This window comes from Acetobacter oeni (assembly GCF_011516825.1).
Lineage (GTDB): Bacteria > Pseudomonadota > Alphaproteobacteria > Acetobacterales > Acetobacteraceae > Acetobacter > Acetobacter oeni.
The window spans coordinates 75,161-99,628 of record NZ_WOTA01000004.1 but is presented as its reverse complement, the minus strand read 5'-3'; the positions used below and the strand labels follow the sequence as shown (position 1 = coordinate 99,628).

The following is a 24,468-nucleotide window of genomic DNA, read 5'->3' as shown; positions in this document are numbered from 1 at the left end:
GGCATGCTTTCACCCAATGCAGTGATCGGCATTGTCGGTGGCGGGCAGCTTGGTCGCATGTCGGCCATGGCGGCGGCGCGGCTGGGCTTCCGGTCGCATATTCTGGCGCACGGGCCGGATGATCCGGGGGCGCAGGTTTCGCACGCGGTGACGGTGGGTGCGTATAACGACCCTGCTGTTCTGAGGCGCTTTGCCGAAGCCGTGGACGTTATCACCTTTGAGTTTGAGAATATTCCGGCTGAGGGGCTTGATCTTCTTTCGGAGCTGCGCCCGGTGCATCCGTCGGGCCATGTTCTGCGGATCAGTCAGGATCGTGAGCAGGAAAAGACTTTTCTGGAATCGATCGGGGTTGATGTCGCGCCGTGGCGGCTGGTGACGGACCGGGAGAGTCTCGGGAAAGCGGCCGATGCGCTCGGGTATCCGTTTATTCTGAAGACCACGCGGCTGGGCTATGACGGCAAGGGGCAGCGGCGCGTGACCGGGGCTGCCGGGCTTGAAGCTGCGTTTGAGGCGCTGGCGCCGAAGCCGCTGGTTGCGGAGGCGCTGGTTGATTTCGGCATGGAAGTCAGCGTGATGGTGGCGCGCGGGCAGGACGGGACGGTGCGCTGTTTCGATGTCACCGAGAACCGTCACCGGGACGGGATTCTGGATCTGAGTTTTGCGCCGGCCCGGATTGAGCCGGCGCTTGCCGCAAAGGCACGGGAAACCGCGCGGCGTATTGCTGTGGGGCTGGATCTGATCGGGATTCTGGGTGTGGAGATGTTTATCGGGCGCGGTGGCGAGGTTCTCGTGAACGAGATTGCGCCACGCCCTCACAATTCCGGGCACTGGACGATGGATGCCTGTCCTTTTGACCAGTTTGAGATGCATATCCGGGCGGTGGCGGGGCTGCCCCTGCCGGAGCCTGTGCGGCATTCGGATGCGGTGATGAAGAATCTGGTCGGGCCGGACGATATGGCGCTGTGGCCGGAGATTACCGGCGCGCCGGGGCTGATTCCACATCTTTACGGTAAGCGGGAAGCCCGGAAAGGGCGTAAAATGGGGCATGTGAATGTGCTGTTTGCGCGTGGAGCGCTGCCGGGTGAGTTCGGGATGCGTGCGGCTCTTGGTCCTCTGGCCGAGCCTGTTGCGGATCTTGTGTCCTGTAAGGCTGACTGAACCGCTGCGTTTTTCCGGCGGGTGCCTCCGGTCATTTTTCTTTGATCGTGGTCTTTGAATAAAGTGAGATAGGCTATGCCACGCAACGGAGACGTCCGGGCATCTGAGAGATGTTCGCGTGGTCTCTGAATCACATCGTATTGCGCGTGCGGCCTGGAGTTGCGCCGGACCGGGTGGCGGGGAGGATGACTGAGATGTCGGAACAAACGGCTTTACCTTTGGTCATGCAGGCTGTGGTTTTTGACGAACCCGGAGCGCCTTCCGTGCTGCATCTGGCACCGGTTCCGGTTCCGTCGCCGCAGGCGGGAGAGGTTCTCATCCGGGTTGCCGCGAGCGGAGTAAACCGGCCTGATCTCATGCAGCGCAAGGGGCTGTATCCGCCGCCGCCTGGGGCGAGCCCGTTACTGGGTCTTGAGGTTGCGGGAACAGTTGTTGCGGCGGGGCCGGCGGTTGCGGGCGTGCGGTTTCCGGCGGTGGGGTCGCGGGTCTGCGCTCTGACGAATGGTGGCGGCTATGCGGAGTATTGCGCGGTACCGGCCGGTCAGTGTCTTCCGTGGCCGGAGGGTTTTGACGCAGTTCGGGCGGCGGCGTTGCCGGAGACCTTTTTCACGGTCTGGTCGAACCTGTTTATCGCGGCGGGGCTGCAATCCGGAGAGCGGGTTCTTATTCACGGCGGGGCCGGAGGGATAGGAACGGCGGCGATCCAGCTGGCGAAGGTGTTCGGGGCGGTGCCTTACGCCACGGCGGGAAGTCCGGAGAAATGTCAGCTTTGTGAGAAGCTCGGGGCGACAGCGATTGATTATCGCGAGGAAGATTTTGTCGAAAGAGTGAAGGAGTTGACGGGCGGAAACGGTGTGGAGGTTGTTCTCGACATTCTGGGCGGAGATTATCTGGACCGGAATCTCCGGTGTCTTGCCGTAAAAGGGCGTCTGATCGTTATCGCGCTGCAATCCGGCGCTAAGGCGAAGGATGTGAATGTCGCCCGCATTCTGACGCGAAATCTTACGATAAAAGGGACGACGCTTCGTCCGCAGAGCTCGGCGTATAAGGCGCGGGTTGCGGCGGAGCTTCTGGAGCATGTCTGGCCGAAGCTGGCGTCCGGGGAAATCTCACCTTTAATTCACAAGGTTTTTTCGTTTGGTGAGGTTGTGGCGGCCCATGAGATGATGGAATCCGGATCGCATTCGGGGAAGATCGTTCTGTCTCACGCTCAGACCGCCGGCTGACAGACGGGCGTCTTCAGCCGGCCTGTTCGAGCCCTGCTGAGCCGCGCAGGAGGCCGGTTGCTTTCTGGCCGGACAGGGAGAGGGCGACGGCTTCGGCTATACGGATGCCATCGATGGCGGCGGACAGGATGCCGCCCGCGTATCCGGCTCCCTCGCCTGCCGGGTAGAGGCCGGGAGTGTTCGGGCTTGCGCCATCGGGTTCGCGGGCGATGCGGAGTGGCGACGAGGTGCGGGTTTCGACACCTGTGAGGACGGCGTCTTCGAGAGCGAAGGCGTGAAGTTTTCGTGCGAAGGCAGGAAGGGCCTCGCGGATGGCCTCGGTGACGAAATCCGGCAGGCAGGTTGCGAGGTCCGTGGGGGTGACGCCGGGGCGGTAGGACGGGAGGACGTCGCCGAGATGGGTTGAGGGGCGGCCCGCGAGGAAATCTCCGACACGCTGGGCGGGGGCGTTATAGATGCTGCCGCCTGCAAGAAAGGCCTGTCGTTCCCAGTGGCGCTGGAAGGCGATGCCACCGAGGGGGGTGTTCGGATAGTCCTCGCCGGGCCTCAGTTCGACGACGATGCCGGCATTCGCGTTTCGTTCGGCGCGGGAATACTGGCTCATACCATTGGTGACGACCTGTCCGGTTTCGGAGGTGGCGGCGACGACGGTGCCGCCGGGGCACATGCAGAAAGAGTAGACGCCGCGTCCGTTTGTGGCGTGGTGGACGAGTTTGTAATCCGCCGCGCCGAGGATTTCGGTTCCTGCCTGCGGGCCGAAGCGTTCGGCATCGATCAGGGATTGCGGGTGTTCGATGCGGACGCCGATCGAGAAGGGTTTGGGCTGCATGGCGACGCCCTGGTCATGGAGTGTGGCGAAGGTATCGCGGGCGCTGTGGCCGACGGCGAGGATGACGTGAGAGGCGGCGATGTCCTCTCCGGAAGCGAGGCGGACGCCCCGGACGTGGCGGGCGCTGTCGAGCAGGAGGTCTTCCACGCGGGCGCCGAAGCGGTATTCGCCGCCGGCGGCTTCGATTTCGCGCCGGATATGCTCGACCATGGAGACGAGCCGGAAGGTGCCGATATGGGGTTTGGAGACGTAGAGGATTTCTTCGGGGGCGCCGGCCCGGACAAATTCCTCCAGCACTTTTCGGCCCAGGTGTCGGGGGTCGCTGACCTGGCTGTAGAGTTTTCCGTCTGAGAAGGTCCCTGCCCCGCCTTCTCCGAACTGGACATTGCTCTCCGGGGTGAGGATGGATTTGCGCCAGAGGGCGAAGGTATCGACGGTGCGTTCGCGGACTTCCTTGCCGCGTTCCAGGATCAGGGGACGGAGACCGGCCTGTGCGAGGATGAGGGCCGCCATCAGGCCGCAGGGGCCGGCGCCGATCACGACCGGACGGATGAAGCCGGGTGAGCGGGCCAGGACAGAGCCATCGGCGCCGGGGAAACGGTAGGTGGTGTCGGGTGTGGGGCGAATACGCTGATCGCCGGCGCAGCGGGCGAGGAGCGCGGCTTCGTCCGTGACATCGCAGTCCACATTGTAGACCAGGCTGATCCGTCCGCGTTTGCGGGCGTCGTAGCCGCGTCGGGCGATTGTAAAGCCGCGCAGATTTTCGGGTGGGATGCCGAGACGGGTGGCAATGGCTTCGGGGAGCGCCTCCGGGACATGATCCAGAGGCAGTCTGAGTTCTGTCAGTCGGATCATGACGTGGTCCTTGAAGTCGTCCGTGGGCGGCCGCTGCATATCATGCCGGAGCGGTCACCGCGACCCGGCATGGCGGCTCAGGCAGGCGCGTGGATGACCGGACGGGCCTGTTTCAGAAACCATTTATCGGCGGGACGGGACAAGCCGAGATACACAGCGCGCCCGAGGCACCAGGAGAGCGCCAGAACCGGGATGAACCAGAGCCAGCCTGTGCGTATGTCGCCTCCCGTGCGATGAAACAGGGCAATGGCCGGAAACACGATGAACATGTGAGAGAGATAGACTTCGTAGCTCATTTTTCCGAACGAGCGGAGCCAGCCGGTTCCGCGTCCGATGCGGTTTTCGACCCACCCCTGATGGAAGGCGATGAGCAGGGCGGCGACGGAGAAAGTCAGCAGCAGGGAGATGCTGTTGCCCAGGGCAACCCAGAGAGTGTGATGCCAGATCAGGCAGACGGCGAGGGTGAGTGAGCCGATGATGCCGAGGGGCGCCCGGAGCTGGCGCCCTGTTTCCGGGGACATTCTGCTGGCGATGAGGGCGGCGCAGATGCCGGTGGCGATGGTGGCCATGCCGGGAAGATAAGCTTTGTCCTGCCAGATTTCGGAGGCGGAGCTGAGGCTGTTCAGAAGGATCGGAAGGGACAGGGCGAGAGCGGCGCAGAAGGCGGGCAGCAGACGCGGGAACCAGGCGCCGGTGAGGCAGGCGACGGGGAAGAGGCAGTAAAACAGTTCTTCGATGGACAGGGACCAGAGCACGTCCCAGCCGCCCGGGAGATAACCGGTTCGCGCTTCGTACCAGTTGAGGTGCATGGCGAAGGCGGAAAAGATGGCGCGGGGAAGCGTCTGGTCCTTGTGGGTGATGGTGTAATCCGGGATGTGGAGCAGATCCAGGATGCTCAGCAGAACGATGAGGACGAGCAGACAGGGCATGATCCGCGCGGCGCGGCGGCGCGAGAAGGCGACGGGGCTGACGGCGGACAGGCTCCCCCATCGGCGGAGGGTTGTGCCGGTAATGAGGAAGCCGGAGATCACGAAGAACATGGTGACGGCTGTCTGACCGTTCCGGGCAAGGGCGTTCAGCACGGGAAGCGGCAGGATATCCGCGAGGCCGGTCCGGGCCAGCGGGATGCGGATGGCCATATGATGGATGACCACGAGGACGATGGACAGGCCGCGCAGGACATCGATGCCGGCGTTGCGTCCGGGGGTGGCTGACATCGTCATCATGCGGGCTCCGGAAAATGGTTTTCATTCTTTTAGTGCATTGAAAATCGGGCCGGACTGTGGCGCCGGGAACTTTGCGGATGGCCCCTCGCCTCTTATGACCATGGCTGCGAAGCGGGAGATATCGTGATGACACGGTCGGGTGGAAATGGCATGAAAGCGCGTGTGCTGGACGCGCTGGGCCGGCTGGAGCGTGGCGAGGCGCAGGCGGCTTTCGCGGACCTGCTCGCGCTGCGTGCCGGGGCACCGGACGATCCGGTGGTGCTGCATGCGCTGGCCCGGGCGGCGCATGCGCTGGGGCGGTACGATCTTGCTGCGGGGTTTGCCGGTCAGGCGGCCCGGTCCGATCCGCGTCCGGAGTTTCATATCACGCTGGGGCTGTCGCTTCTGGCGCTGGGTCATGCGGAACCGGCTAGGGGCGCGTTGCATGTCGCGGTGCTCGGGGCGCCGGATCTGCCGGAGGCGCGGCTGGCGTATGGTGAGGCGCTGGAGGCTCTGGGACGATGTGATGAGGCAGAAGCGGAATTGCGGGAGGCGACCCGGCTACGGCCGCTTGAGGCCGGATTACGGCTGGTTCTGGCCCGGTTTCTTGAGCGACGGGGCCGGATTGAAGAGGCGCTGAAGGTGCTGGCGGACGGGCGGCGGCTGGCGGCGAAGGACGATGTCGTTCTGCGACAGCACCAGGTGGGGCTTCTGGCGCGTGTCGGGGCAGTTGACGAAGCGGTGCGTCATTCGGCTGAGATCCGGGACATTCTGCCGGACGATCCTGCGGCGGCGGCCAATCACGGGGCGGTTCTGTTCGGCGACGGGCGGCTGGATGAGGCGAAGACGGAGCTGGACCGGGCGGTTCTGCTGGGGGCGCCGACGGCGGAGACGCTGAATAATCTGGGTCTGACGGAGATGGCTCTTGGCGATCTGACGCGTGCTGATCTGGCATTTTCTGAGGCGGCGCGGCTTCGGCCGGATGATGCGCGGGTGGCGCTGAATCGCGGGACGCTGCTGAACGAGCTTGGCCGGCGACGGGCTGCGGAGACGTTGTTTGATCGGGTAATAGCGGTGGCGCCGGGAACGATGGATGCGGAGCGGGCGCGGTTCAACCGGGGGACGGTTGCGCTGGCGGAAGGGCGGTTCGCGGACGGGTGGCGGGATTTCGAGGCGCGGCGGGCGGTGCTCGGGCCGTTGCCGCGGGCGGATCTGCCGGACTGGGACGGCCGGGAGGCGGAGGGACGTGTTCTGCTTTGCGGCGAGCAGGGTCTTGGCGATTTCATTCAGTTTCTGCGTTATGTGCCGTTTGTGGCGGAACGGGCTCCGGTGTGTCTTGTTGTGCCGCCTTCCCTCGCCCGTCTGGTTGTAGAATCGCAGAGTCTTCCTGTGTGGAAAGACTATTTCCGATCCGGGCGGCTGATCGTGACCGAAAGTGATGCGGCGGACGGATGCGGTGCAAAAGCATCACTTCTTAGTCTGCCTTTTTTGCTTGGGGATGCGGCTCCGCCCTCTTTCGCGCCGTATCTTCGGTCACGGGAAGCGGGTGTGGCGAACCGGCTTCATCCGGGGCTCCGGGTGGGGCTCTGTTATGCGGGGAGTGCGACGTATCGTTTCGACCGGCGGCGGTCGGTGCCGCTTGATGCTTTCGCGCCGGTTCTGGAGGTGCCGGGTATCCGGTGGGTTTCGCTGCAACCCGGGAAAACGCCTGACGGGTTCGAGCCTTTACCGGATGGCGACATGGCGACGACGGCCGGGGTGATGGCGGAGCTTGATCTGATTATCAGTGTCGATACGGCGATGGCTCATCTGGCGGGCGCTGTGGGGCGGCCGGTGTGGCTTCTGAACCGTTTCGGGGGAGACTGGCGCTGGACGTCGGGAAACCGGTGCTCCGGGCCGGGTGGTGAGCCGCGCAGTCTCTGGTATCCGGGAGTCAGGCTGTTCGATCAGCGGGCGCCGGACCTGCCGGATGTGGCGTGGGCGGCGCCGATCGGGGATGTTGCGGAGGCGCTTCGGGCGACGGGTCTGGGGTGAAATGCGGGTTATGGTTCTTCCGGAACGGGAACCGGGTCTGTGTCGCGACGGATGATTCGGGCGGTGACGGACTGGAATGTGCGGAATCCCAGGGATTCATAAAGAGCGATTGCGCCGTGATTGCTGGCGTAACAATGCAGGAACGGCGTTTTGCCCCGGGCCAGGATGGCTGACGCGACTTCGCGCATCAGAAACCCGGCATAGCCGCGTCCCCGGAAAGCGGGATGGGTGCAGACGCCGCTGATTTCTGTGAAATGGTCTGGCTTTGTGCGCTCGCCGGCCATGGCGATAAGTCGGCCGTTCTCGCGGATGCCGATAAACCTGCCGATTCGGTAAGTATCTTTTCGGAACGGGCCGGGGGCTGTGAGGGTTGCGAGGGCCAACATGTCTTCAGCGTCGTCCGCGCCGAGCGGGGTGGCGTGGAACGACTTTGTGGAGGCGGTCAGGGTGTGAGCCGTCATCTGCACGCAGATGGCTTCGCGGACCAGGCTCATACCCGGAGGAACGGGTCCGGGATCTTTTTCCAGTTGCCAGAGCTCCTCGTTCTCACAGGCAAGATTGCGGAGTCCGGTCAGCGATGCGGCATTTTTTGCCGCTGCGAGCGGGCTGATCGCGGGATCGAAGCGCAGGGCGCCCGGTGCATGGATGGCGAGTCCGGCCTGGCATCCGTTGAGTGCGAACCAGACGGGGCGATCCAGCGGGTGACCGGGGGTATCGTTTCTTTCAGTCATCGGCGTGGGGATGTCCTGTGAATCTGGCTGGCTCGCACTGACGTCGATCCTTGCGTCGGACATGGTTCGGGTCAACTCTGCCGCGCCGGTATCGTTATGAGAAAAACGGGAGATTTTCGATGGATCTTGGAATTGCCGATCGCAGGGCGATTGTGTGCGCTGCCTCGAAGGGCCTTGGCTATGCCGTTGCGGAGCATCTTGCGGCGGCGGGTGTTCATCTGACGATCAATGCCCGTAATGCGGAGGTATTGCAGGATGCGGCGGACCGTCTGACGATCTGTTATGGCGTTGAGGTGAAAGTTGTGGCGGCGGACATCACCACGCGGGAGGGGCGCCAGGCGGTGCTGGAAGCGGAGCCGGCGCCTGATATTCTCATCAACAATGCGGGCGGGCCGCCTTCCGGTGTGTGGTCGGACTGGGATGAAGCGGACTGGCTGGCGGCGATCAACGGGAACATGCTGACGCCGATTATGATGATGAAGAGTGTGCTGCCGGGGATGATCGGGCGGAAATGGGGGCGGGTCGTCAACATTACGTCGGCGGCGGTGAAAAACCCTATTCCGGATCTTGGTCTTTCCAACGCGGCGCGTTGCGGGCTGACGGGATTTGTGGCGGGGACGGCGCGACAGGCGGCGTCGGATGGGGTGATTATCAATAATCTGTTGCCCGGGATGCATAAGACGGATCGTCTGAAAGGGCGGATCGGGAAGGACGCAGACCGGCTCGGGATCAGTGTGGAGGAAGCGGAGCGGGAACTCGCGAAGAGTGTTCCGGCCGGGCATATCGGGCGACCGGGGGATTTTGGCGCGACGGCGGCGTTTCTGTGCAGCGAGCATGCCGGGTTTATGGTGGCGCAGAATGTGCTGCTGGATGGCGGGGCGTTTAATTCGACGATGTGATCGGGGTGGTTCGTGGTTTTGACGGCGGTTTTGATAAACAGACGCGCTGGCTTTTCTGCCGGCGGGGCACGCGGGTGATTTGTGATCCCCGCCGGACGGGCGATGGTTGCGTCCTGTTCCTGAGTTTCAGAGACCCTTTGATTTTGCATCACGTTTTTTCACGTCCCGCCAGACCTGATCGAGTTCTTCGACGGACTGATCGGAGGGAGTGAAGCCACGCGAGGCGAGGATGGCTTCAAGGGCATTGAAGCGGCGGGTGAATTTGTCGGTCGCCTGTCTCAGGCAGGCTTCGGGGTCGAGGTCGAGGCGGCGGGCCAGGGTGGCGACGGAGAAGAGGAGATCGCCCATTTCGTCCTGCAGGGCGGCGCGGTCTCCGGACCGGATTTCGGCTTCGACTTCGCTGAGTTCTTCACGGACTTTTTCGACGACGCCTTCGACATCCGGCCAGTCGAAGCCCACGCGGGCGGCGCGGGCGGCTATTTTCCGGGCGCGCAGCAGGGCTGGCAGGGAGCGGGGCACGCCGGCGAGGGCGCCGCTTTCGGCGCGGGCGATGCGTTCCTGTTCCTTACGGGCTTCCCATTGTTGCAGCATGCCGGCGCTGCCGCTGGTTGTGCGGGTTTCGTCGGCGAAGACGTGCGGGTGGCGGCGGATCATCTTGTCGGCGATCATACGGGCGACGGTGGCGAAGGCGAAGCGGCCTTCTTCTTCGGCCATACGGGCCTGATAGACAACCTGGAGCAGGAGGTCTCCGAGTTCGTCGGCGACGTCATCCCATGCGCCGCGGTCGATGGCGTCGGCGACTTCATAGGCTTCCTCGATGGCGTATGGCGCTATGGTTTCGGGTGTCTGTTCGCGGTCCCAGGGGCAGCCGGTTTCAGGATCGCGGAGTCTGGCCATGACGTCGATGAGACGGACGAGTTCGCGCGCGGCCTCTTCGGCGGCGGCGTTGCTGAGTTCGTCGGTGGGTGTCGCGGGGAAGGTCATCGGGCGGACTCCGGAGCAGGTGGCGGGATTTACAGCGGGTTTTGCAGGCGGGTCAGGACGTCGCCGCAGTCGGTTTCGGCCATCGGGCCTTCCGCGTTCAGGGCCGCGCAGAGCGGGAGCACGTAGTCGCGGGTCAGCGGGGCGAGCACGATGGTTCCGGGATCGGCGGGATCGACCCAGGCTGCTTCCTCGATTTCGGCCTGAACGGAGGGGCTGACGGTGCGGGTGACGGCGAACAGGGCGGCTTCGACGGTAAAGCCGGGCTCATTCGCGGCCGGGGCAGCGAAGGTTCCGAGATCGACGAGGTCGGCGGGTTTCAGGTGCAGGGCGATTTCTTCCTGCAGTTCGCGCAGCAGGGCCTGGAGCGGGGTTTCGCCGGGATCGATTTTGCCGCCGGGCTGCATGAAGGCCCGCGTGCCGCGTTTGCGGACGAGCAGTATTTTTCCGTCTGCATCGCGGATCAGGGCTGTTGCAATGCGGATGATACGTTCGGTCATGAACCTGCCGTTCGGACTTTTATGTTTGTTTCGTTACACTGTGACCGGATGCCACATCCGCAACTTAAAACGAGGCCTGCCCGCGTGACCACCCCGCCTGCATCACCACGCCGGTCAGTGACGGCAGTCTGCCGGGACGTTCTGGCAGGGATTACGCTGGCTTCCGTCAACATCCCGCAGGTTCTGGGTTACACGCGGATTGCCGGCATGCCAGCGGTGACGGGGCTTTATACGGTTCTGCTCCCTCCCCTCGCCTTTGCGCTGCTCGGGTCTTCGAAACATCTTGTCGTGGCCGCCGATTCCGCCACGGCGGCCATTCTGGCGAGTGCGCTGGCGCCGCTGGCGGCTCCCGGATCGCCGCAATATGTGCAGATGGTCAGTGTGGTGGCGTTGCTCTGCGCGGCGTTTCTGCTGGTCGGACGGCTGTTCCGGCTGGGGTTTCTGGCTGATTTTCTGTCGCGGACAGTTCTGGCCGGGTTTCTGGCCGGGGTCGGAATTCAGGTTTCGGTGACGATGCTGCCGGAGATGCTGGGGATTGCCACGGCGTCCCGCAATCCGGTGGTGATTCTGTTTGAGATGCTGAAGAACGTCACGCATCTGCATGAGCTGACGGCGGGGATTGCTCTGCTGACGGTGCTGAGTCTTGTGGCGGGGCGTCGTTTTCTGCCGCGGGTGCCGGTGCCGTTACTGGTTGTTGTGGCGTCGATTATTGCGAGCCGGGTGCTCTATCTCGGCTCTCAGGGCGTTGCGACGATCGGGCCGGTGGCGGGCGGACTGCCGGATATTCATCTTCCGTTTATCGGCTGGGACAAGACGGTGGTGCTGTTGCCGGCGGCGGCGTCGTGCGTGTTTGTGATCATTGCGCAGAGCATTGCGACATCGCGCAGTTTTGCCGGTGTGTTTCATGAGAAAACCGATGCGAACGCGGATATTCTCGGGCTGAGCGCGGCCAATCTGGCGGCGGCGGTCAGCGGCACGTTCACGGTGAACGGCAGCCCGACGCAGACGGCGATGGCGGTGCGATCCGGGGCGCGGAGTCAGCTTGCACAGGTGACGTTCGCGGCGGTGGCTTTCGGGGTGCTGCTGTTTCTGACCGGGCCGCTGGAGTATCTGCCGCGCTGCGTTCTGTCGGCGGTCGTCTTTCTGGTAGCGGTCGATATGATTGATGTGCGGACGATCCGGGCGATTCGTCCGGAGAGTCCCGGTGAGTTCCGGCTGGCGCTTGTCACGGCGGCGGCGGTTGTGGGGATCGGGGTTCAGCAGGGGATTTTTCTGGCCATTGCTCTGTCGCTGTTCCGGCATGTGCGGCACAGCTATGAGCCGCATACGACGGTTCTGCGTCAGGAACAGGATTCGCGCGGGTTTGAAGCCGATCCGGTTGCCCCAGGCGAGGAGACGGAGCCCGGGCTTCTGATCTATCGTTTCAGCGCTGATCTTTTTTATGCGAACTGCATACGGTTTGAAGCGGATATTACCACGCTGATCGACCATGCGCCTGACCCGGTCCGCTGCATTGTTGTGGATGCCAGTGCGATGACGGACATCGATTATTCGGCGGCGGAGGCGTTGCGGGGGCTGCTGTCCGGCCTGAAGGACCGGGGCATTTCGGTCTGGTTCGGGCGGGTCAGTCCTTATCTGATGGCGGATATGACGCGGCATCGGATTACGACGGTGCTGGAGCCGCAGCATTTTTTTCCGACGCTGCACAAGGCGGTGAACGCGGCGCGGGCGGTGATTAACGGGACGCATCAGCCGCCACTCCCGCCGCCCCCTTCTGTCGGGTAAGCTCGTTTTTCATTCTCCGGCTTTACAGGACCGATCATGACCGCACTGACCGCCTATGACACTGCTGAACGTCTTTTCAGCCGGTTATCCGCGCTGGACGATGCGCTGGGCATTCTGTCCTGGGACCGGGATGTGATGATGCCTTCTGGCGCGGTTGACCGGCGTGGCAGCGGGGTGGCGACACTGGAGGGGCTGCGGCATGAGTTGCTGACGGCACCGGCGGTGGCGGATCTGCTGGCAGAGGCGGATGCCGGGGGCGATCTGTGGCGGGAGGCGAATCTTGCTGAGATGCGGCGTCTTCACATGCGGGCGGTCGCGGTTCCGGGTGCTCTGGTCGAGGCGCTGTCGAAGGCGTGTTCACGGTCGGAGATGGCATGGCGGGCCGCGCGGGAAGAGAGCGATTTCGCGGCACTGCGTCCTGATCTTCAGGTGGTGCTGGATCTGACGCGCGAGAGCGCACAGGCGGTTGGCGGGGTACTCGGGCTGTCACCTTACGATGCGCTGCTGGACGGATTTGATCCGGGGATGCGGCAGGCGACCATTGCGCCGGTTTTTGCGACGCTGGCGCGGGACCTGCCGCCGCTTCTGACGCAGGTGCTTGAGCGGCAGGCATCCGGGGCCGTTCCGGCTTCTGTCGGCAGAGGCCCCTTCCCTGTTGCCCGGCAGGAAGGGCTGGGCCGCATGATGATGGGGCGCGCCGGGTTCGATATGATGCGGGGTCGGCTGGATGTGAGCGCGCATCCGTTCTGTGGCGGGGCGACGAACGATGTCCGGATTACGACGCGCTATGATGAGAGCGATTTTTTGCCGGCGTTTCTGGGCGTCATGCATGAAACGGGGCATGCGCTTTACGAGCAGGGATTGCCTGCGGCGTGGCTGAATCAGCCGGTGGGACGGGCGCGCGGGATGACGTTGCACGAGAGTCAGTCGCTGCTGATCGAGATGCAGGTGGTGCGGTCGCGGGCGTTTGCGGAGTATGCGGCGCCGGTGATGGCGGGTGCGTTCGATGATGGCGGGGACTGGAGTTCCGGGGCTCTTTATCGTCATATGACGCGGGTTGAGCCGGGCTTTATCCGGGTGGATGCCGATGAGGTGACGTATCCGGCGCATATCATCACGCGTTATGAGCTTGAGACCGCGATGATCGAAGGACGGCTTTCGTTGCGGGATCTGCCCGAGGCGTTCAATGCCCGTGTGAAGGATCTGCTGGGTCTGGACGTTCCGGATGACCGGCGGGGATGTTTGCAGGATATTCACTGGCCGCTTGGTCTGTGGGGTTATTTTCCCTGTTACGCGCTGGGGGCGCTGGCAGCGGCGCAGTTCTTCGAGGCGGCGGGAGCGGCGGTTCCGGGGCTTGCCGGGACGATCAGGCAGGGTGATTTCGGCCCGCTGGTGACGTGGCTACGGCAGGCTGTGCATCAGCGGGCGAGCAGTGCTTCGACGGTGCGGATTGTGGAGGATGCGACGGGCCGTCCGCTGGGCGCGGAGAGTTATCTGGCGCATGTGCGCCGGCGTTATCTGGAGGATGCGGGCTGAAGTCCTGCCGGGATTCAGAGGCTGATTAGTGGCAGAGAACTGAGCCGAGCATCCGGCGGGCGGCCTCCTGAATCCAGACTTCACAACCGAGACGATATCCGTGCAGGCCGAACCCGATGGCGCAGACGAGCGCCAGTGTGATCAGAGTGGTGTGTGTTCGCAGTCCGATGGTCTGCCGGGGGCCGAGCGCGAATCTGAGGGCGCAGGCAACGCAGAATCCCACGGTTGCGCCTGTGATCACTTCGGGCATCGTATGCGCGCCCAGCAGAACCCGCGAGGCGGAGAAGGCGACGGCGAGGGCGACGGTTCCGGCGAGGAACAGGGCCGTCCGGCGACAGAACAGGGCGAGCAGGCCGCCATAGACCATGGTTCCGCCCATGGAATGTCCGCTCGGGCTGTAGAGGAAGCGGTGATGATGCGGGATTCCGCAGCGTTCGAACCAGAGTTTCAGGCAGACGATGGCCACGCACCCTGAGAGCATGGCCAGCCCCCAGGCAGCAGCGTCGCGTTTGCGGCCAGAGAGCGAGAGGGAGAGGAAAACCACGATTTCGATGGGAAGCAGGATGCTCTGATCGGCGAAGTCAGTAAACGTTCCGATCATACGGCGGTGGGTCCGGCGGATGGCGCGGTGCTCTGGCGCGTGTTGCGGGCTGCCAGGCGGATACGTGTGATGGCGGCGATCACGGTACCGATCATGACGTAAAAATCAGGCATTCCGATTGTCGGCGCCGACATGATGGCGGCGATCAGGCGTCCGAGCACGGCTGCCAGCATACCTTCGATGACGAGGCAGTCGGCTGAGCCCGGGGCCATTTGCATGGCCTGCCCGGCGGCGCGAACGACCCGCCAGTCGAACATCATCAGCCCCGCCACGCCGATAATGCCTACGGTGGCGAGGAGGCCGGGAATGAGGCTCGATGATCTGTTGCTTCCCCAGCCGACGCCGAGCCCGTAGGTCTGGAAAAATTCGGTGAGGGAGTCGGCATCGGCCTGACTGCGCTCCTTATAAGAGGCGCTGTCTTTCTTTTCGGCGGTTCCGGCAGCGACGTTCTGAGCGGCGGTCACGACTTTCGGCACGAAAGTTGCCACGACGAGGCCTCCGATGCCGAGCAGCACGGCGGCGATCATGCCCAGTTGTCCGAGGCGCCCGAGCAGTCGCGATGCGCCGGTGACGATGACCATGATGGGAAGCAGCAGGGCGCCGGCAGCGACGGTGGCGAATCCTGTAGTAGACGTGGTGAGGCAAATGCTCAGTGCGGAGGCGGCGATCAGCGGTTTCATGCGGGGGACCCGATATCCCTTGAGCGTGACCCACACTGTGGAGAACAGCACACCGACGAGATAGGTAGCGCAGGCTGCAGGTTCTGAAAAACTGGCATTGATTCTGGGTACGGGACCGGCGACCTGGCTGTCGAGGACGGCCCACCCGGTATTGGAGTAGAGGAAGGTTTTCGGGAACGGAACGCCTGCGGTACGGGAGGCGAACTGCCAGACGCAGAGAAAGACGACCATCCAGCCGGCGATCAGGTAGGCGTAATACAGTCGGGAGAGCCTGACCTGGTATCGCGTGAGATATTGTGCCGCACACACCATTAAAAGCACGTTCAGGAAAAGATAGATGTCCTGGGTGATGTTGCCGAAGCTGGGGGCGAGGAGAGTCTGTGCGCCGACAGCGTCCTGTTTTTGCGGCCAGACAAGGACCTGATTGTGAAACAGGCGTGGCATCGCAATTGAGCCGAAAAGCGCCCAGGCGGTGGCGAAAATCATCGGCATGCATAAGCGCATGACGTCTGTCTCGCCTGGATATTTTGCTCCGAGCAGTTTTTGCAGGAAGAAGTAGGACAGGAAGGCCAGTCCGGGGACGAGAGAGGGCTGGACGGCCAGTCCGCCGAGTGTAAGGGCCGAGGCGGCCGGAAAAATGCCGGCGATGAGCAGGATTTCAAGAAGACGGGCGGGTTTCATCCAGAAGATGAGACAGAGCGGAAACAGAATGATGCCCATGAGCGGAAGTGACATCAGTTCCGCCTTTCTGCCGGCCTTCGTATCATGCCTGTAGCTCTGCTTCCGGGATTTCCTCTTCGAGCAGACGCGTGACGAGGCCTTCGATACGGTTCTGAAAGGCCTCTTCGGAAAATCTCATTGCATTGGCACGGCAGTTCTCCGGCGTTATCCGATCCCGGATTGTTTCGAAGCGGTTGACTGCTTCGATGATGGAGGTGGCACTCTGTTCTCCGAACAGCACGCCGGTTGGCTCATCGGTATGGTTTTTTCCGCGCACGATGTCCAGGGCGCCGCCGCGTCCGTAGACTATGAGCGGTGTGCCGCAGGCCTGCGCTTCAACGAGGGTAATGCCGAAATCTTCTTCGGCGGCAAACACGAACGCTCTTGCCTGCTGCATCAGCGTCAGAAATTCAGAATCGGAGACTTTGCCGCGCAGCGTGATGTTGGGAGCGTCTGCTGCGAGTGCGACGATTTTTTCATGTTCCGGGCCATCGCCGGCGACGATGAGCTTGCGGTCGGGCATGCGCCGGAAAGCCTCCACGACCAGATCGACACGCTTGTAAGGCACCTGTCGCGCGACGATCACGTAGCAACTGCGTTCCGGGGCATTTTGCGCGGGGAAAAATGTGTGAACGTCCACGGGCGGGTGAATGACGGTGGCGTCGCGCCGATACACTTTGCGGATACGGCGGGCGATATAAGCGGAATTCGCGATGAATGCGTCGACACCGGCGGCTGTGCGCACGTCCCAGTTACGAAGCCGGTGCAGCTGCCAGCGGGCGAGCAATCCTTTCAGCCCGGTTTCAAGGCCACTCTGCCGGAGATAGGATGACTGCATGTCCCAGGCGTAGCGCATGGGGGAATGAACATAGCTGATATGAAGCTGGTCAGGCCCGGTGATGATCCCTTTTGCCACGGCGTGATGGCTGGAAAAGACCACATCGAACCCTGCCAGATCCAGTTGCTCGACAGCGAACGGCATAAGCCCGAGGTAGTGCCGGAAATAACGTCGCGCGAAGGGAAGTTTCTGGATAAACGTTGTCGTGACTTTGCGGCCGCCGAGAAAGGCTCTATCGGACTTCGGCAGGAAATCGACGACAGCGAAGACCTTTGCCTGCGGAAAAATCTTCAGTAGTTCACCCACGACTCGTTCTGACCCTGCGTAATGCTCAAGCCATTCATGGGCGATGGCGACTTTCAGTTCCCTGCCGGCCGTTTCCGCTTTCACTCAATTACTCTCCCGCGGCTTTCCGCAATTTTTCACCTGCGTCATGACCTGCATTGACATGCAGTAACTCTCGTCGCTGATCGGCAGCCTGAGTGTCATGGCGACCCCGGCCGGATACGCGTGGTGTTTCACGGCTTCGGTTCCGGCAAACACATATCTGTTAGGACGCTATTAACGATTATTGCCGACAATCCAGGAAACCACCAGAGAAGTGTTCACGTTATGCGCGCAATGAATCCGGTATGCCCTCTCTCTCAGGACAGCACTCCTGACAGGGTTACCCCTGTTATAGCGGACAATCCTGCGGGCCCGGCACGTGGCATCATGCTGGCTGCCGCTCTGGGGGCTGCGATATGGGCTTCCGTCATTGCTGCCGGTATCAGTGTTTTTCGATGATAACCCTTTAACGGAATCCGGTGAACACAACGGCTTCACAGGCGGACGGGATTCGGAGATCAATACTGGTCCGCGCAGTTTTACTGTATTTGCGGACCTGAGTGTATTTTCCTGAACCGACGCTTTCTTAAAAGTGGCGCTCATAGATTTTCAAAACGTCACCAGGCTTTACGTAATCCTGAGGTTTCAGCTTACCGACAACTGTGTGGTCGCCTTCCTGGCGAACGACGTAGGCACGACTTTCCAATGAGCGATATGTAAACCCGCCGGCTGCAGCAATCGCGGTCAGCATTGTCATGCCGGGCTGATAAGGATACTCGCCCGGACGGGCGACTTCGCCGAGAACTGAGATCATTCGATAGGCCGTGATTTCCACGGACACTTTCGGATCACGCAGCATGCGAGATTTTTCAAGAGCCTCGCGGACTTCGTCAGCAAATTCCTTTGTCGTCAGGCCTGCGGCCTGGAGGCCGTCTGTCAGCGGAAAGGCAACCTTGCCATTGCTGTCGATGCGAAAATCAGACGTCAGCTGGTCCTGCCCGTAGGTCATGACGCGGAGCTGGTCATCAATGCCGAGCTTATACTGTCCTGGATCGTAAGGCGGAACCGGGCTGAGGCCTGACCCGTCCGCGCAGGCGGCGAGAGAGAGCGCCAGGCAGCCCATAAGCGCTGTCGGGCGCGCCATCCGGCGAAAACTGAAATGCGACGACGCCATACTTAAAATCCTGTCCCCGGCGTTAATAACGATCTGCCCGCTTTACCTGACTGCCACGTCATCGGGGAGAGGCTGAAAGCCGACTGTCTGCTTTTTCTGGCTGTGCTTCGGAAAGCTGGCAGCGCTGTTACAGGTGTCGTGGCTACAGTTCTATAGCGCAAAGTGAACCCCGACCTGTACGTAATGCACCGGAAACATCGGGCCAAGATAGGCGCTCTCACTGGAATAGTCATATGCCAGGCTGAGAGACAGGTGGCGATTCAGGTACATCGTCCCGTTAATTCCGAACCCGTACATATCCTGTTCGTGGGCCTGCTGAGCAATCGATGTTCCGGCCAGAGCGGATGAGGTCGAAGGATAATTTGCCTGCATCACCACGCCATGAAATCCGAATACGATATTTCGCGCGAACGCATGGGTCACGACGAGCTTTGCCTGCGTGTTGGTGTAACCGAGCACGGCATCGAACGCCGAGTCTTCAATGCCGTGTGTCACGCTCAGGACCGCAGAGGTCAGACGTGTCGGCTCCCATCGCAGCGATGCTTCGGCAATCGGCGATGTGACCTTTGGATATAGTGCCGCAGCATAGGTTCGTAGCTGATAGCCGACGACAGCGCGAAATCTGATCGGACCGGCCTCATTGGAATCGTACCCGCCAAGAACTGAAAAACCGTTGGAGTTTCGGGTTGGATATCCCTGATTGTCATTACTGTACCGGATTTCTGTGCCTCTTCCGAGCAGCAGCAGGTTACTGTTTTTCAGAAGCTCATAACGGGCGGTGAGCTCTTCATTTATAATAACGCGATCCCGGTATGACTGATCTTGAAATGGCGATACGCCGCCAGTGTAAGTCGGTTTTCCAAAGTAATAATGCTGGACATTGAATTCCGGCAGGAAACTCAATCGTCCGTGCGTGCGCACGAGATAGCTGATCCGCCCGTCGTCGAGATTATAGGGAACCGGTCCGACCAGAATGAGCGCGCCCGATTCGGTCGGCATCTGAACAAGAGTCAGATGAGTGAATGCGACTCCCAGTTCATCGCGTCCGAAATAATGCGTCGTGCCCGCGCTTCCGGTCCAGTTCGTTCTGTTCTGGAGCGAGCGTGATGTATAGCGCGTATCGTCCACGCTGAGATCAGCATGTACCTGATTATTGTGTTCGAAAAGCGCGACAGCTCCGACATGCCCGGTTGTCTCCACAGTCGGGCTGGCGTGTCGGTTTTGAGGCAGCAGATCGACATTACTGCTGTAGCCGATGCTTTCACCGCCGTCGGCCTGCACAGAGAGAGGTCCCCATCGTGCGCCGAGAGGCTGATATGATTCAAGCGCGCGAACCTGAGCGGGCTCTTCGCTCAGTTCTCCGGCTCCCGTCCCCATCGCCGGTAAATACTGGTCCACGACCTGAGCATAAGCGCTCAGGGGAAATGACAGTGCTGTTACCCCGACAACCCGGCAGAATATTGACATGCGTCCAGTCATGCCGGGCCGGTCTCCTTTTAATTCAGTCACAGGCCGGGATTATTCCTGAGTAATGCGGCAGCCGCCGGATTAGCGCAGCGTCTGACCGGGAGTCCATTACAAAACGAGAGTCGCGTAAATTAATGGTATTTTAACTATTTTAGGCACGTCAAAGCATTAATTGTGTATTCTGGCATTTTCATGTTAAAGCTTCGGCGTATGAGATCATTGTCAGGTTTTGCAGGGCAGTGGTTAAGGCGCGATCAGACTTCTGAGAGCCCTGCGAATGGCAATATCGGCATCAGATTTGCTGGAAATACGGTATTTTCGATCTATTTAAATCTATGGACTGCGCTATCTGCGTCCGGAGGTTAGTTAATGCGTGCATCATTGTCCGGGGCAGTAAAAAGGGGCGTGCCGGTTGAACCGTCTGTATTCGGAAGCAGACAGGCAACCCCGGAGCCCTGCTTATCCATGGAAAATCTTTCTGCTGCAGGCGAGGCAGAGCCACTGAAGCCGGTGTTCGTGTCAGGCAAAGCGCATCTTGTAAAAACGATCCTGGATGTTACGAGCGCGGCGCTGCTGATTTTCGTCACTTTCCCTGTCTTCGCAATCATATGGCTTCTGGTTCGCCACGATGGTGGTCCCGGTTTTTATAAGCACCGCCGGATCGGCCAGCATGGCGTTCCTTTCTCTTGTCTCAAATTTCGGACAATGTTGTCAAATTCTGATCAGGTGCTCGCCGAACATCTTGCTTCGAACCCGGAAGCGGCCAGGGAATGGCTTGCTTCCAGAAAGCTGACCAGAGATCCGAGGGTCACACGGATTGGCAAATTCCTGAGACGCACAAGTCTTGACGAACTGCCTCAGCTTCTGAATGTTTTGTGTGCCGAAATGAGTCTTGTCGGACCTCGCCCTGTTGTTCAGGAAGAACTTAGATATTACGGACAGAATTTGTATTATTATGAAACTGTGCGTCCGGGAATTACCGGTCTGTGGCAGATCAGTGGCAGAAGCGACACCAGTTACGATGACAGGGTAGCCCTTGATACGCGTTATGTGCGCGAATGGAGTCTGTGGCTGGATCTGGTTATCCTGGTTCGTACGCTGCCTGCTGTTCTTTCGCAGAGAGGTGCCAGATAAAGGGCCTCCTGCGGGAGAGACTGTGTGGTTGTCTTTTTTCATCGTGATACGACATCCGGAGATATGATCCCCTTCATCACTGTCTGTCGTATGGAAATTTTCTGATGAATGCCGTTCAGTTGTCTGCGTTCAACGGCCCTCCCCAGCAGGAGAGTCAGGATCCGTCACACGTCTCGCCATGGAAAATTTTTGCGGTTGTGCGCAGGCACTGGCTTGCGGTCCTGATTGTATTTCTCGTCGCAGGTGTGCCGGCATGTGCCGGCATAGTGATGATGACGCCCTATTATGACTCGTCCGCCTCGCTGATTGTCGGGACGCATCAGGCTCAGTTTCGGGACCTGCAGGCGACGCAGTCCTCGCTGGATGTCGATACGGTTGCGGTCAATACCGAAGTTGGCATCCTGAAAAGTCCGGCGACTGCGATTTCCGTGGCCGGGCGTCTTGATCTCGTGAACGACCCGTATATCCGCAGGCTTACGGATTCTGTGCCGCTCAAAGCCCGCATTATCAGGTGGTTTCAGGCAAAACTGGGCAGCCTGCCTGCGACGAAGCCGCTTACGCCGGCCGAGCGTCTCCAGGTTGCGCGGGATATCCTGATGAATCACGTGACCATACTCAATGACGGTCGCTCTTACATCATCACGATCACGGCCCGGACCAATCGCCCTGAACTTAGTCAGGCGATTGCGAACACCTATGCGGATGTCTTTCTGGATTTCAAACGGCATATGAAAATTGACGCCACATGGCGTGCAAACGGGCTGCTTGATGAACAGATCATTCCATTGAAGGAAAGGCTTCGCAAAGCTGAGCAGGCGGCTGAGGAATATCGGGAGAAAAACGGCCTTATTTCCGCGCAGATGGAGCATTCGGGATCATCGAGCACGCAGGATGGTGGTATCACGGTCGCTGACCAGCAGCTGGTGGAAACGAACCGGGAACTGATCCGGGCTCAGGCAGATCTGGATGAGAAGCGCTCCCGTGCGAGTCAGATGCGGGAACAGGGCGGAGCAGCCAGCACGACCAATGCTCTGTCCTCTCCTGTTATTCAACAGCTTCAGGCTCAGGAAGCGCAGCTGAATGCGCATGTGGCCAGTATCGCCAGCACCGCGGGGGACGCAAATCCGGAGCTCCTCGCGGCGCGTGCCGCGGCGGCTCATGTGCATCAGCAGATCGCCATTACCATGGGCCGGATTTCAAGCAGCAGCGACAAAGACCTTCAAAGCGCTGAAACCCGTGTTGCGGAACTGACTGCGGAGGTAGCCCGTCTTGAGACCCGGGTCGGCCAGGAAAATGAGGCGAATGTCACGCTGAAACAGCTTGAGAGCGAAGCGAACGCGGCCCGGGCGGTCTATCAGGACTATCTTGGCCGCTTTGCGCAGACCTCCACCGAGGCGACTCTTCAGGAACCGGATGCGGAGCTGATCGCCCGGGCGGAGTCGCCGCTCGGTGTTTCAGGGCCTCCCCGCACGCAGTACATGGCGATCGCGTTGCTGTTTGCGGGGGTTGTCGGCGTTGGGACCGCTCTGATGCTTGATCGCACGCGGCAGGGGATTCGCAGCCCCTCCGAAATGGATTCGGTGCCGGGGCTTCATACACTCGGGCTGCTGCCGGTCTTCACCGGGAGACTGATAAATCTCTATCGGATTCCGGCGCAGTCCATTTATCTTGAAATGGTCGAGTCGATCCGGACGATTCTCTCATTTGGTCAGAACCGGTTCAGGGCGAAGACCGTTGTGGTCACATCACCCGGTCCTGATGAAGGTAAAACGATCTTTGCGCTGTCGCTGGCCGGAAATACGGGACGGGCGGGCAAAAAAGCTCTTGTAATTGATTGTGACACACGAGGTCCTTCGGCGCTGGAAGTGCTCAACCGGACACCTGGGCGCGACCGGGAAAGCCGTCTTCCGGTGACCTTTGATGAAAACCAGCTCGCGCGTGACGTTCTGCCCGGGGTGGATGTTCTGACCATTGCGGGATGGAAATCACCGACTGACCGGATGGTGTCGCCCTCGGTGATCCAGCTCATTCTGACTGAACTAAGTCCGCATTACGATATGATCGTGCTTGATACCCCCCCTGTGCTGGCCTTTCCCGATGCGGCGGTTCTGTCACATGAGACGGATGGTGTCGTGCTTGTCGCGAAGTGGGGAGTGACCACGGTCGCAGCAATGAAAGAAGCCATGCGGCAGATGGAAACGTATGATGCGCGTGTTCTGGGCGGTGTGCTGACGCAGGCCCCGCTGCGCGGGCCGGACGGTGTTTCAGCCCGTCCGATTCAGATTTATCAGCATTATGGGTTACTGGCCTCCTGATGACGACCTCTTCCGGCCTGGTCATCAACGGACGTTTTACTGTGCAGTCGCTCAGTGGGGTTCAGCGCTTTGCCGGTGAAATCACCCGTGCGCTGGCGCGGATATGGCCGGAAGGCGCCCCCTCCCCTCGCCTCCTGGCCCCGCCGGGCCGGCTTACGGAAAGCGATGGATTCGGGTTTGCTGTGGAGCAGGCCGGGCGGCTGAAGGGGCAGCTCTGGGAGCAGATCGATCTGCCGCGACTGGCCGGAAAGCGCGTTCTGCTTAACCTTGGGAATACAGCGCCGCTTTTCGTGCGCAGGCAGTTTGTTGTGCTGCATGACGCGGCTGTCTTCGCTCAGCCGCAGGGTTATTCGTGGAAGTTCCGTCTGTGGTATAAGATTTTGCAGATGGTGCTCTGCCGGACAGGGGCGCGCTTTGTCACTGTTTCGAGGTTTTCTCAACGTGAGATCGCCCGCCATCTCGGCATCAGTGCTGACCGGATCAGCGTTATTCCCGAGGGCGGGGAGCATATCCGGCAGACACCGGCTGATACGTCGATTCTGGATCAGCATCATCTGACAGGGCAGCGGTTTGTTCTCGCGGTCGGGAATCTGGCGCCGCACAAGAATCTTCGGGCATTGTCCACGCTGGCCAGGGCGCTGGATGAGCGTGGGATTCCCCTTGTGATCAGCGGCGGCGCCAATCCGTCTGTTTTCGGGGCGGCGGCTGTGCTTCCGCACCCGGCGCTGTATGTCGGACGGGTCACGGACGGGCAGTTGCATGCGCTGTATCAGGCAGCATCGTGCTTTGTTTTTCCTTCTCTTTACGAAGGATTTGGGTTGCCTGCTCTGGAAGCCATGGCCTGCGGATGTCCGGTTGTGGCATCGTCGATTCCGGCTTTGCAGGAAGTTTGTGGCGACGCGGCGTGCTACGCAGATCCGGCGGATGAGAACGACATTATGGCTGGTGTGCAGCGCGTTCTTGATGAGCCGGGTCTGAGCGCGCAGCTTCGCGAGCAGGGGTTTGCCCGTGCCGCACTGTATACATGGGACAGGGCGGCACGGGCTTTGCTGGCGCTGACAGAAGGGGCCGGAGTTGCATGATGAGACGTCGCGTTTGTCTGTGGGGCGGTGCCGCTGCTCTCATCCTGCTTTGTGTTTCACGTCCTGTCGTCGCCCAGGATTTTTCGGACGATGTGATGGAAACGCCTTCTGCCGGGATAACGGCGTGGTGTTCGGCCTCGAACGGTGAGCGTGGCGAGTTTTATCTGACCGCGCCGCGCACGCTACACAGTGCCTCCCCTGCTGTGGTCGGTTCGCTCAGCGGGCATTTCGCGCAGACAGTGAATGCGCGGTTTGGCACGCATCTGATCATGAGCGCGCCTCATTGCAGGGTGTTTCGGAATGCCGCGGCGTCGGAAGCGGCCCGGGCCGCGCTGGTGACCAGGGCATCGAAAGATGCTCTGAGGATTCGCGACCCGGGTATTTTCTGACC

The 24,468-nt window shown here is 61.1% G+C and carries 20 protein-coding genes; 10 read left to right on the top strand and 10 right to left on the bottom strand.

The genetic code is table 11. The features are described 5' to 3' along the window. Positions 1–3 precede the first annotated feature (3 nt). Together GOB90_RS04000 and GOB90_RS03995 are read left to right on the top strand one after the other, a co-directional pair. The gene (locus GOB90_RS04000) at positions 4–1,158 is read left to right on the top strand and encodes a 5-(carboxyamino)imidazole ribonucleotide synthase (protein WP_146885975.1); all 1,155 of its coding nucleotides are present in this window, start codon (positions 4–6) and stop codon (positions 1,156–1,158) included. 194 nt (positions 1,159–1,352) lie between these two features. Continuing rightward, positions 1,353–2,384 carry an NAD(P)H-quinone oxidoreductase gene (locus GOB90_RS03995; RefSeq protein ID WP_242011775.1) on the top strand — a complete coding sequence of 344 codons (1,032 nt, stop codon included), beginning with the start codon at positions 1,353–1,355 and terminating at the stop codon, positions 2,382–2,384. A 13-nt stretch (positions 2,385–2,397) separates the two neighbouring features. Here GOB90_RS03995 and GOB90_RS03990 read toward each other — a convergent pair whose 3' ends face one another. Further along, a complete protein-coding gene (locus GOB90_RS03990; RefSeq protein ID WP_146885973.1) occupies positions 2,398–4,068 on the bottom strand; it encodes an NAD(P)/FAD-dependent oxidoreductase in 1,671 nt (556 codons plus the stop codon). 77 nt (positions 4,069–4,145) lie between these two features. Continuing rightward, positions 4,146–5,294 carry an acyltransferase family protein gene (locus tag GOB90_RS03985; protein ID WP_146885971.1) on the bottom strand — a complete coding sequence of 383 codons (1,149 nt, stop codon included), beginning with the start codon at positions 5,292–5,294 and terminating at the stop codon, positions 4,146–4,148. 126 nt (positions 5,295–5,420) lie between these two features. Between GOB90_RS03985 and GOB90_RS03980 the strand changes: the two genes are divergently transcribed. Next, positions 5,421–7,307, top strand: a complete 1,887-nt coding sequence (locus GOB90_RS03980; RefSeq protein WP_242011789.1) for a tetratricopeptide repeat protein — start codon at positions 5,421–5,423, stop codon at positions 7,305–7,307. An 8-nt stretch (positions 7,308–7,315) separates the two neighbouring features. Here the strand turns inward: GOB90_RS03980 and GOB90_RS03975 are convergent, their stop codons facing one another. Then, entirely contained in the window at positions 7,316–8,038 is a 723-nt protein-coding gene (locus tag GOB90_RS03975) for a GNAT family N-acetyltransferase (protein WP_146885969.1), read from the bottom strand. Positions 8,039–8,157: 119 nt separating this feature from the next. Here GOB90_RS03975 and GOB90_RS03970 point away from each other — a divergent pair, with 119 nt between their 5' ends. After that, positions 8,158–8,937 (top strand): SDR family NAD(P)-dependent oxidoreductase, encoded by a 780-nt coding sequence (locus tag GOB90_RS03970; protein ID WP_146885967.1) that lies wholly within the window; start codon positions 8,158–8,160, stop codon positions 8,935–8,937. Positions 8,938–9,063: 126 nt separating this feature from the next. Here GOB90_RS03970 and mazG read toward each other — a convergent pair whose 3' ends face one another. Then, positions 9,064–9,921, bottom strand: coding sequence for a nucleoside triphosphate pyrophosphohydrolase (gene mazG, locus GOB90_RS03965; RefSeq protein WP_146885965.1), 858 nt, complete (start codon positions 9,919–9,921; stop codon positions 9,064–9,066). 29 nt (positions 9,922–9,950) lie between these two features. Continuing rightward, positions 9,951–10,418: an NUDIX hydrolase gene (locus GOB90_RS03960; protein ID WP_146885963.1), complete on the bottom strand. Its 468-nt coding sequence runs from the start codon at positions 10,416–10,418 to the stop codon at positions 9,951–9,953. 48 nt (positions 10,419–10,466) lie between these two features. On the opposite strand from GOB90_RS03960, the gene GOB90_RS03955 reads away from it, so the two are divergent. Further along, complete coding sequence (locus GOB90_RS03955; RefSeq protein WP_146885961.1) at positions 10,467–12,203, top strand: SulP family inorganic anion transporter; 1,737 nt, start codon at positions 10,467–10,469, stop codon at positions 12,201–12,203. A 36-nt stretch (positions 12,204–12,239) separates the two neighbouring features. Next, complete coding sequence (locus GOB90_RS03950; protein WP_173571910.1) at positions 12,240–13,739, top strand: carboxypeptidase M32; 1,500 nt, start codon at positions 12,240–12,242, stop codon at positions 13,737–13,739. Positions 13,740–13,764: 25 nt separating this feature from the next. On the opposite strand, the gene GOB90_RS03945 is transcribed toward GOB90_RS03950, so the two are convergent. From GOB90_RS03945 to GOB90_RS03925, 5 genes are all read right to left on the bottom strand, one after another. After that, entirely contained in the window at positions 13,765–14,340 is a 576-nt protein-coding gene (locus tag GOB90_RS03945) for a phosphatase PAP2 family protein (RefSeq protein WP_146885959.1), read from the bottom strand. Next, on the bottom strand, positions 14,337–15,755 hold the full coding sequence (locus GOB90_RS03940; RefSeq protein WP_146885957.1) for a hypothetical protein: 1,419 nt from the start codon (positions 15,753–15,755) through the stop codon (positions 14,337–14,339). Before GOB90_RS03940 ends, GOB90_RS03945 begins: the two co-directional genes overlap by 4 nt. A gap of 28 nt (positions 15,756–15,783) precedes the next feature. Beyond that, positions 15,784–16,968: a glycosyltransferase gene (locus GOB90_RS03935; protein WP_261765913.1), complete on the bottom strand. Its 1,185-nt coding sequence runs from the start codon at positions 16,966–16,968 to the stop codon at positions 15,784–15,786. A gap of 523 nt (positions 16,969–17,491) precedes the next feature. Then, the gene (locus GOB90_RS03930; protein ID WP_146885955.1) at positions 17,492–18,079 is read right to left on the bottom strand and encodes a polysaccharide biosynthesis/export family protein; all 588 of its coding nucleotides are present in this window, start codon (positions 18,077–18,079) and stop codon (positions 17,492–17,494) included. 150 nt (positions 18,080–18,229) lie between these two features. Further along, positions 18,230–19,558 (bottom strand): outer membrane beta-barrel protein, encoded by a 1,329-nt coding sequence (locus tag GOB90_RS03925; protein WP_242011774.1) that lies wholly within the window; start codon positions 19,556–19,558, stop codon positions 18,230–18,232. A 453-nt stretch (positions 19,559–20,011) separates the two neighbouring features. Between GOB90_RS03925 and GOB90_RS03920 the strand changes: the two genes are divergently transcribed. The 4 genes from GOB90_RS03920 to GOB90_RS03905 all read left to right on the top strand — a co-directional run bounded on the left by GOB90_RS03920 (position 20,012) and on the right by GOB90_RS03905 (position 24,466). Then, on the top strand, positions 20,012–20,680 hold the full coding sequence (locus GOB90_RS03920) for a sugar transferase (protein ID WP_146885953.1): 669 nt from the start codon (positions 20,012–20,014) through the stop codon (positions 20,678–20,680). Between the two features lie 104 nt (positions 20,681–20,784). Next, a complete protein-coding gene (locus tag GOB90_RS03915) occupies positions 20,785–22,995 on the top strand; it encodes a GumC family protein (protein WP_146885951.1) in 2,211 nt (736 codons plus the stop codon). Further along, entirely contained in the window at positions 22,995–24,077 is a 1,083-nt protein-coding gene (locus GOB90_RS03910; RefSeq protein WP_146885949.1) for a glycosyltransferase family 4 protein, read from the top strand. Before GOB90_RS03915 ends, GOB90_RS03910 begins: the two co-directional genes overlap by 1 nt. Then, positions 24,077–24,466 carry a hypothetical protein gene (locus tag GOB90_RS03905; RefSeq protein WP_206752465.1) on the top strand — a complete coding sequence of 130 codons (390 nt, stop codon included), beginning with the start codon at positions 24,077–24,079 and terminating at the stop codon, positions 24,464–24,466. Before GOB90_RS03910 ends, GOB90_RS03905 begins: the two co-directional genes overlap by 1 nt. Positions 24,467–24,468: the final 2 nt, after the last annotated feature.

What these genes read in the sequence shown, in the direction of transcription:
- GOB90_RS04000 (WP_146885975.1), top strand. Translation starts at nt 4, where the DNA reads ATGCTTTCACCCAATGCAGTGATCGGCATTGTCGGTGGCGGGCAGCTT.
- GOB90_RS03995 (WP_242011775.1), top strand. Translation starts at nt 1,353, where the DNA reads ATGTCGGAACAAACGGCTTTACCTTTGGTCATGCAGGCTGTGGTTTTT.
- GOB90_RS03990 (WP_146885973.1), bottom strand. Translation starts at nt 4,068, where the DNA reads ATGATCCGACTGACAGAACTCAGACTGCCTCTGGATCATGTCCCGGAG.
- GOB90_RS03985 (WP_146885971.1), bottom strand. Translation starts at nt 5,294, where the DNA reads ATGATGACGATGTCAGCCACCCCCGGACGCAACGCCGGCATCGATGTC.
- GOB90_RS03980 (WP_242011789.1), top strand. Translation starts at nt 5,421, where the DNA reads ATGACACGGTCGGGTGGAAATGGCATGAAAGCGCGTGTGCTGGACGCG.
- GOB90_RS03975 (WP_146885969.1), bottom strand. Translation starts at nt 8,038, where the DNA reads ATGACTGAAAGAAACGATACCCCCGGTCACCCGCTGGATCGCCCCGTC.
- GOB90_RS03970 (WP_146885967.1), top strand. Translation starts at nt 8,158, where the DNA reads ATGGATCTTGGAATTGCCGATCGCAGGGCGATTGTGTGCGCTGCCTCG.
- mazG (WP_146885965.1), bottom strand. Translation starts at nt 9,921, where the DNA reads ATGACCTTCCCCGCGACACCCACCGACGAACTCAGCAACGCCGCCGCC.
- GOB90_RS03960 (WP_146885963.1), bottom strand. Translation starts at nt 10,418, where the DNA reads ATGACCGAACGTATCATCCGCATTGCAACAGCCCTGATCCGCGATGCA.
- GOB90_RS03955 (WP_146885961.1), top strand. Translation starts at nt 10,467, where the DNA reads ATGCCACATCCGCAACTTAAAACGAGGCCTGCCCGCGTGACCACCCCG.
- GOB90_RS03950 (WP_173571910.1), top strand. Translation starts at nt 12,240, where the DNA reads ATGACCGCACTGACCGCCTATGACACTGCTGAACGTCTTTTCAGCCGG.
- GOB90_RS03945 (WP_146885959.1), bottom strand. Translation starts at nt 14,340, where the DNA reads ATGATCGGAACGTTTACTGACTTCGCCGATCAGAGCATCCTGCTTCCC.
- GOB90_RS03940 (WP_146885957.1), bottom strand. Translation starts at nt 15,755, where the DNA reads ATGTCACTTCCGCTCATGGGCATCATTCTGTTTCCGCTCTGTCTCATC.
- GOB90_RS03930 (WP_146885955.1), bottom strand. Translation starts at nt 18,079, where the DNA reads ATGGCGTCGTCGCATTTCAGTTTTCGCCGGATGGCGCGCCCGACAGCG.
- GOB90_RS03925 (WP_242011774.1), bottom strand. Translation starts at nt 19,558, where the DNA reads ATGACTGGACGCATGTCAATATTCTGCCGGGTTGTCGGGGTAACAGCA.
- GOB90_RS03920 (WP_146885953.1), top strand. Translation starts at nt 20,012, where the DNA reads ATGGAAAATCTTTCTGCTGCAGGCGAGGCAGAGCCACTGAAGCCGGTG.
- GOB90_RS03915 (WP_146885951.1), top strand. Translation starts at nt 20,785, where the DNA reads ATGAATGCCGTTCAGTTGTCTGCGTTCAACGGCCCTCCCCAGCAGGAG.
- GOB90_RS03910 (WP_146885949.1), top strand. Translation starts at nt 22,995, where the DNA reads ATGACGACCTCTTCCGGCCTGGTCATCAACGGACGTTTTACTGTGCAG.
- GOB90_RS03905 (WP_206752465.1), top strand. Translation starts at nt 24,077, where the DNA reads ATGAGACGTCGCGTTTGTCTGTGGGGCGGTGCCGCTGCTCTCATCCTG.